The following is a 7959-nucleotide window of genomic DNA, read 5'->3' on the forward strand; positions in this document are numbered from 1 at the left end:
GCCCGGGCCGGACAGCGCCGCCGGGAGCGGCGGTCGTCGTGACACCGGAGCAGTCCCCGGTGCCGCTGGCCCTCGGTATGCCGGACCGCACGTCCTGGCTGATCATCATCGGCTTCCTCGTCGTCCTGGTCCTGCTCGTCTGGCTGCTCGCCCGGACCATCCGCAAGCAGGGCGGTTTCCGCCGCACCTGCCGCCGGATCGCCTGGGAGGTCCGGATGACCGCGCGGGCGTTCACCGCGCCGCTCCGCGCCTGTCTGCGGCACCGGCGCTGCGCCCGGACCCTGGCCGCGTTCTTCGCCGACCCGGCCGCGTACGAGGTGTCCCGCGCGGCGCTCGACCGCGCGGACGCGGACGCGGGCGACGGCTGCTACGCGCCGACCGTCCAGTTGGCGCAGGCCCGGGACCGGGTGCACGTCGTCGTCGCCGGCCGCGACCCGGCCGGTGCCGCAGGACCGGTTCTGCCCTGGACGGACGCGGCCGCGGAACCGGGGGAGTGGACCTGGTCCGCGCCCGCCGACGCGGTACGGGGGGCGACGGCGGCGCACGGTCGTGCCGTACGGCTGCCGCTCGTCCTCGGCGTGGACCGCAAGTCGACGGGCGTGGTGCTCGTCGACTGGCTGCGCGGCCCCGCGGCGCTGGGCGTCGAGGGTGACCCTCGGGTGTCCCGCAGTGTGCTCCAGGCGCTGACGGCCCAGGTGGACCGGATGCCGGACGGGCCGCCGGTCCTGGTGGCGCACGGGGTGCACCCGCGCTTCCCGGGCCGTCCCCTGGACGAGATCCTCAACGAACTCTCCATCGATCGGTGGACGGACCCGGAGCAGGGACCGCAGACCGTGGACCCGACGGCGGTCCCGGTCGTCGTCTGCTGGGCGCCCACGGCCGACCAGGCGGCACGGCTGGCGGACCTGTGCGCACGCGGACGTGTCCGCGCGCTCGTCGGCGGGCGCCTGCCGGGCGCCTGCTGGGTGCTGCACGCCGAGCCGGACGGGCGGCTGCTCGGCCCCGGGCCCCGGGTGGACGTGGAGTCGCCCGCGCTCGGTGGCGCCGTGGCCCGCACCGTACGGCGCAGGCAGCCCGCACCGCACTGCGTCCTGCCGGGCGCCGGTACGGGCATGGGCATGAACATGGGGACGGGTACGGGGCCGGGTGCCGGTCACGGCGGTCCCGCCGGGCCCGTACCCGAGCCGGGCTTCGCCGGGCCGGACCTGCACAAGCCCGCGCCCGCCCCGGCTCCGGCCGAGCGGGTGCGGGACGAGACGGCCGTACTTCCGCAGGCACCGCAGCCCGCACCGGCCGCTCAGCCCGCTCCGGCTGCCCAGCCCGCCCAGCCTGCCCCGGCCCCTTGGCCCGCCGCGCCGCCCGCGCACGGTGACCACGGGAGCGGCTCCGCCCATCAGGGCACATTCCCCCGCGAAACCGCCGCTTCCGACGCCGACTTCGCCGAGCCCGAGCCGGGCGCCCCCGCCCCGGCCGCCGCTCCCGAGGCCGCGCCCGCACCCGTACCCGCGCAGCGACCGGACGCCCCCGGAGCTCAACCCGAGCCCGACAGCGCCTCCGACAGCGGCTCCGGCACCGACGCAGCCGCCGACTTCGCGGAGCCGGACCTGGCCGAGCCCCGGGCCGCCGCCGCGCCGCCCGGCCTGGCCGGGGTGTCCGCCGCCTCCGGCACCCGCGGCGCCTCCGGCGCCGACTCCGACCCCGCCGATCCCCAGGAACGGACCCCTCGTACCCCGTGAGACTCTTCGTCACCCTCGCTCCGGCCGCTCCGGCCCGGCCCGGCTCACCGCAGCCCGCCCCCGAGCGGCGCGACCTGGTTCTGCACACCTCGGGCACGACCACCGTCGGCGCCCTGGCCGCGCGGCTCGCCGGTGACCACGCCACCGGCGACACGCCCCCCGCCCTCTTCCTCGGCGACCGTGAACTCCCCGCCGACCTGCCGGTGTCCGCCACCGGCATCCGCGACGGCGCGACGCTCGGCATCGGCGGTCCCGTACCGCCCGAGCCGGACGGCGGCTACGGCCCCGACCGCACCGAGCTGCCGCCCCCGTCCCGCTCCGCCGACGGCGAGCGGCTGCCGCGCGCGCCCCGCGTGGAACTCCAGCTCATCGGCGGCCGGGGCGCCGGGCGGGTCTGGCCGCTGGACCTCGGTACGCACACCATCGGCCCCGCGGTGGGCAGTTCGGTACGGCTGCAGGGCCGCGACGTGCCCGGCGCCGGCATCCGGATCACCGTCCGCCCGGACGGCACGGTGCTGCTGGACGCCGGTGCGGCCGCCCGCCCGTCCGCCGACCGCACGGCGGCGCACAGCGGCAGGCAGACGCCCGGCCACCGCACCGACGTGGCCCTGTCGGTGCCCGAGCCGCCGCCCGCCCGGCCCCGTGCCGACGCGGCCCCGCTGCCGCCCCCGCCGCCGCCCGAACTGCCCGACCCGTACGCCGACACCCACCTGCCGGTCCCCGAGGGCTGGGTGGAGTGGCCGCTCGGCGGTGAGCTGCGGCTGGGCGAGTTCCTGCTGCGGATCGCCGAGCCCACCGAGGCGGACGCCGCGGTGACGGCCTCCGAGGACGGCGCCCACCTGGACTTCAACCGGCCGCCGCGGATCGTCCCGCCGCTGGTGCCGGAGCGGTTCACACTGCCTTCGCCGCCCTCGCCGCCGCCCCGGCGCACCATCCCGCTGCTGGTGGTGATCGCGCCGATGTTCATGGGCATCGGCATGGTCGTCTTCCTGCACTCGTACTTCTACCTGATGTTCGCGTTCTTCAGCCCGGTGCTCGCCATCGGCAACTACATCAGCTCCCGGCGCAGCGGCTGGCGCGACTTCCTCACCTCGGTCGCCAACTACCGCGCCCGGCGCGCCTCGCTGGAGGACGACGTCAAGGGCATGGTCGAGCGCGAGCGCGGCCTGCGGGTCGCCGCCGGGCCCGACCCGGCCGCCGCCGGCATGTGGGCCGTCGGCCCCGGCGCCCGGCTGTGGGAACGCCGCCGCGGCCACCCCGACCACTTGCTGCTGCGCGTCGGCACGGTCCGCCAGGCGTCGCTGCTGACCATCGAGGACAGCTCCCGCGAGGACAACCACCGCTCGGTGAACTGGCAGATCCCCGACATGCCGATCGGCGTGGACCTGTGCGGGGACGGCGTCATCGGCATCTCGGGCGAGACCGACGCGGCCCGGGCGCTGGCCCGCTGGACGGTGGCGCAGGCCGCGGTCCTGCACAGCCCCCGCGACGTACGGATCACCGTGCTCACCGACGCGGCGGGCGCGCCCGCCTGGGAGTGGGTGCGCTGGCTGCCGCACGCCCGCCCCGGCCAGGGCGGCGTCACCGCGCCGCCCGCCGGCGGGCCCACCGTGACCGTCGGCAACGACCCGGAGACGGTCGCCAACCGGGTCTCCGAACTGGTCTCCGCGATCCGCTCCCGGTCCCGTTCGCGGGAGTCCGCGATGGGCGGCGCGCTGCTCGCCGAGCCCGACCTCGTCGTCGTCCTCGACGGCGCGCGGCGGCTGCGGGACGTGCCCGGTGTGGTGCAGGTCCTCAAGGAGGGCCCGTCCGTACGGGTCTTCCTGATCTGCCTCGACCAGGAGGAGCGGATGCTCCCCGAGGAGTGCGTCACCGTCTGCACGGTCGGCGCCCGCGAGGTGACGCTGCGCCGCACCGGCAGCGCCGACCTCACCGGTATCCGCCCCGACCTGGTCGACACCGGCTGGTGCGAGCGGATCGCCCGCGCCCTGGCCCCCGTACGCGACGTCACCCCGGACGGCTCCGACGGCCTGCCGGACCGTGTCAAGCTGCTGGACCTGCTGAACCTGGAACCGCCGCAGGCCGCCGAACTGGCCGCCCGCTGGACCAAGCGCCCGGCCTCCACCGGCGTCCTGCTGGGCGCCGGCTACACCGGTCCGGTCACCTTCGACCTGGTCAAGGACGGCCCGCACGGCCTGATCGCGGGCACCACCGGCGCCGGCAAGTCCGAACTCCTCCAGACGCTGGTGGCCTCCCTGGCGGCGGTCAACCGGCCGGACGAGATGACGTTCGTACTCGTCGACTACAAGGGCGGCAGCGCCTTCGCGGGCTGCGAACGGCTGCCGCACGTGCTGGGCATGGTCACCGACCTGGACAGCCACCTGGTCGAGCGGGCCCTGACCTCGCTGACCGCCGAACTGACCCGCCGCGAACGCCTCCTGGCCGACGCGGGCGCCAAGGACCACACCGAGTACCGGGCGATGCGCCGCCGCGACCCCGCGATGGCGCCGCTGCCGAGGCTGCTGCTCATCATCGACGAGTTCGCCACCCTCGCCCGCGACGTGCCCGAGTTCGTCCCCGGGCTGGTCGGCATCGCCCAGCGCGGCCGTTCGCTCGGCCTGCACCTGCTGCTGGCCACCCAGCGTCCGGCCGGTGTGGTCACCGCCGACATCCGCGCCAACACCAACCTGCGGATCTCGCTGCGCGTCACCGACGCCCTCGACAGCCAGGACGTCCTGGAGGTCAACGACGCGGTGTCCATCTCCAGCGACACCCCGGGCCGCGCCCTGGCCCGGATCGGGCACCGGTCGGTGCTGCCGTTCCAGACCGCCTTCGTCGGCGCCGTGCGCGACGGCGCGCAGGCGCCCCAGGACGCCGGGGACACGGAGCAGAGCACGGCGAAGGCGGCGCAGTCCGACGCCGACGTGTGGACCAGCGAACTCACCTGGTCGCTGCTGGGCCGGACGGCCGCCGAACCCGTCGAGGAGACCGCGGACCTCTTCGACGCCATCCAGGAGGCGATGGACGACCGCGACGCGCCCACCGACCTGACGGCCCTGGTCGACGCGGTCCAGCAGGCCGCCGCCGACCTGGAGATCGAGCGGCAGCCCAGCCCCTGGCTGCCCGCCCTGCCGCACGCCGTCAGCCTGGCCGAACTCCCCGACCGGCCCGACCCGGCCGACGGGCGTCTGGCGCCGGTCGTCTGGGGCCTGGCCGACCTGCCGGGCGCCCAGCGCCAGGAGCCCCTGGAGCTGGACCTCACCCGCTTCGGGCACCTGTACGTCCTGGGCACGCCGCGCTCCGGCCGCTCCCAGGTCCTGCGCACCATCGGCGGTGCCCTGGCCCGGCGGCACTCCAGCGCCGACGTTCACCTGTACGGCATCGACGCGGCGGGCGGCGCCCTGTCGCCGCTGTCCGCGCTGCCGCACTGCGGCGCCGTCGTCCCGCGCGCCGACCTGGAACGGCTGGGCCGCCTGCTGTCCCGCCTGACCGCCGAGATGAGCGCCCGCCAGGAACTGCTCACCTCGCACGGCGCGGCCAACCTCACCGAGCTGCGCGCCTTCCTGCCGCCCGCCGAGCGCCCCGCCCACATCGTCGTCCTGATCGACGGCTGGGACTCGCTGGCCGCCCTGCTCAACGACCACGACGGCGGCCGCCCGGTCCAGGAGCTGACCTCGCTGATCCGCGAGGGCGCGCCGATGGGCCTGCACGTCATCGCCACGTCCGAACGCGCGCTGATGACCGGCAAGGTCGCCTCGCTCAACGACGAGCGGCTGCTGCTGCGGCTGACCGACCGCAACGAGTACAGCCTGGCGGGCATCCCGCCCAAGCAGGTGCCGGCCGTCGTCCCGCAGGGCCGCGGCTGGCGCGGCGGCAGCGCCACCGAGGTGCAGGTCGCGCTGCTCGGCGAGCGTACGGAAGGGCCGGTCACCGGCCGCGACCAGGCCGAGGCGCTCAAGCGCATCGGTGAGCGGGCCGAACAGCGCGACCGGGACGTACCCGCCGCGCGCCGCCCCGCGCGCGTGCTGAGCCTGCCGCGTCAGGTGTCCTTCACCGACGCGTACGAGAAGGTCCCGGCCGCCGAACGGCGTCCGCTGTGGGGCCTGCTCGGCGTCGGCGGCGACGAACTCGGCGCCATCGGCGTGGACTTCGCGGCCGACGCGCCGTCCTTCCTCGTCAGCGGCCCGCCCGGCAGCGGCCGGTCCACCGCGCTCACCACCCTCGCGGTGTCCCTGCTGGCCGGTGGCACCCGGGTGGTGGCGCTCACCCCGCGCGAATCGCCGCTGCGGGGCCTGGCCCGGCACCCGCGCGCCGTGGTCATCCAGGACCCGGACCCGCTGGCCGACGAGGTGACCGCGGCGCTCAACGCCGAACCGGGGCCCGCCGTGATCCTGGTCGACGACGCCGACCTGCTCGCCCAGTTGCCCGCGGCCGACGCGGCGCTGCGCGAGGTCGCCACCACCGGACGGGACCGCGGCATCGGCCTGGTCGCCGCGGCCACCGCCGAGACGCTGACCTCGGTGGGCATCGGCTGGCTCGGCCTCGTACGGCGGGTGCGCAAGGGTGTGCTGCTGTCACCGCAGTCGCCGAGCGAGGGCGACATCCTCGGCGTGCGGGTGCCGTACGACCTGCTGCGCGGCCGTCCGACGCCGGGCCGCGGCCTGACCGTCGACCCGGTCAGCGGCGCGCTGGTGTCGGTGCTGGTGCCGGAGACGGTGCTGCGCGAAGGCGACGCCGGCTGACCGTACGGCAGGCGCGTACGACGGTGCCCCGCCACCGGACGAGAGGTCCGGCGGCGGGGCACCGTCGTAGGTACGGAAGGTCAGCCGGCCTTCTTGGTGCCCGCCGCGATGTCCGCGTCCATCTTCTCGATGTTGTTCTTGATCTGGTTGAACTGGTTGGCGAAGGAGTTGATGCTCTCCACGGCCTTCTGCAGCGACGCGGTGAGGTTGGTGTACGACTCCTTCAGCGCCGGGCTGCTCTGCTGCATGAACATGCCGTTGTCCAGCAGGCCCTCGACGGAGGTCTTGGTGCTCAGCAGCAGCGGGTTGATGTCGTTGACGGCCTGGTTCATCACGCCGGAGACGCGCTGGATCTCGTTGTAGTCGATGTTGATGTTGCCTGCGGGCATGGTGCTGGCTCCCTGAATCGCTGTGATGGGTGGAGATCCGGACGGGGTCCGGGGCGCGGCGTGCCGGGGGACGGGCCGTCAGTCGTCGGACTTCTTCGGCTTCCAGCCGGTGTCCCCTTCGGCGTCGTCGCTCGTCCACTCCTCCGTCTTGCCGTCGGTCACCACGGTCTTGGTGCCGCTGCCGTCCTCGTTGACCTCGATGGTGGTGGTCACCTCGTGGCCGTTGAGTTCGACGGAGGAGTGGGTCGTACCTTTCACCGTCTGCTCGTTGCCGTCCTCGTCGGGACCGACGGTGGTGTAGGTGGTCTTGGTGTCCCGGTGACCGGTCTTCTGGTCGGTGACCGAGGTGGTGGTGCCGGTGGTGGTGCTCTCGTTGCCCTCGGTGTCCTTCGTCTTGCTCGTGAAGTCGTCCGTGGTGGTCTTGTGCTCCGGCGTCTCGGTCTTCGTGGACGTGCCGGTGGTGTTGGTGACGTTGCCGAAGACGTCCGTCGACTTCGAGTCGTACGTACCGTCGCCGTGGTAGTTCGTGGTGTCGGTCGCCTTCAGGCCGGTCTTGGTCTCCATGGTCGTGGTGACCTTCGTCGGCTCGCCGTCCGGACCGTACTCGTACGTCGTCGTGGTCTTGTTGCCGTGCCCGTCGTCGGTGGTCCACTCGTGGGGACGCTCACCGGGCTTCTGGGGCTCCTTCGGCAGCAGCTTCGGGTCGAGGTCCGGGTGCTCCTTCTTGGCCTTCTCGACCGCGTCGTGCCAGGCGTTCCACTCCTCGTCACGGGCCTTCCACAGGTCCGAGGCGATCTGGGCGCTCTGCTTCGCCGCCTTGTTGGCCAGGTCGAAGTCGAAGTCGGCCCACTTCTTCGCCACACCGTCGTAGAGGTTCTTCAGCTTCTCCAGCTTCTCTTCCGAGCGCTTGAAGGAGCCTTTCCACGTCGAGTAGTACTTGCGGATCGCCGCGACGGCCACCCGGGAGCCGACCTCGTCGACCGAGTACTCCTGCTTGCTCTCGCGGGCCTGCTTGACCTCGTCCTTCAGCTTGCCGGACTTCTGCGCGACATCGTTGAGCAGCTCGTAGTCAACGGCTATGTCGGACACGGT

General features: G+C 74.4%; 4 protein-coding genes. 2 read left to right on the forward strand and 2 right to left on the reverse strand.

What is annotated here, in order from left to right; genetic code table 11:
- Positions 1–38: 38 nt before the first annotated feature.
- Complete coding sequence (locus tag EJG53_RS30890; protein ID WP_125047648.1) at positions 39–1736, forward strand: hypothetical protein; 1698 nt, start codon at positions 39–41, stop codon at positions 1734–1736.
- Positions 1733–6478, forward strand: a complete 4746-nt coding sequence (locus EJG53_RS30895) for an FtsK/SpoIIIE domain-containing protein (RefSeq protein WP_125047650.1) — start codon at positions 1733–1735, stop codon at positions 6476–6478. Before EJG53_RS30890 ends, EJG53_RS30895 begins: the two co-directional genes overlap by 4 nt.
- An 80-nt stretch (positions 6479–6558) precedes the next feature.
- On the opposite strand, the gene EJG53_RS30900 is transcribed toward EJG53_RS30895, so the two are convergent.
- A complete protein-coding gene (locus tag EJG53_RS30900) occupies positions 6559–6867 on the reverse strand; it encodes a hypothetical protein (protein ID WP_030020961.1) in 309 nt (102 codons plus the stop codon).
- 78 nt (positions 6868–6945) lie between these two features.
- Positions 6946–7956 carry a hypothetical protein gene (locus EJG53_RS30905; protein ID WP_031003857.1) on the reverse strand — a complete coding sequence of 337 codons (1011 nt, stop codon included), beginning with the start codon at positions 7954–7956 and terminating at the stop codon, positions 6946–6948.
- Positions 7957–7959: the final 3 nt, after the last annotated feature.

The sequence above is a fragment of the Streptomyces chrestomyceticus JCM 4735 genome (genome assembly GCF_003865135.1).
Taxonomy (GTDB): Bacteria; Actinomycetota; Actinomycetes; order Streptomycetales; family Streptomycetaceae; genus Streptomyces; species Streptomyces chrestomyceticus.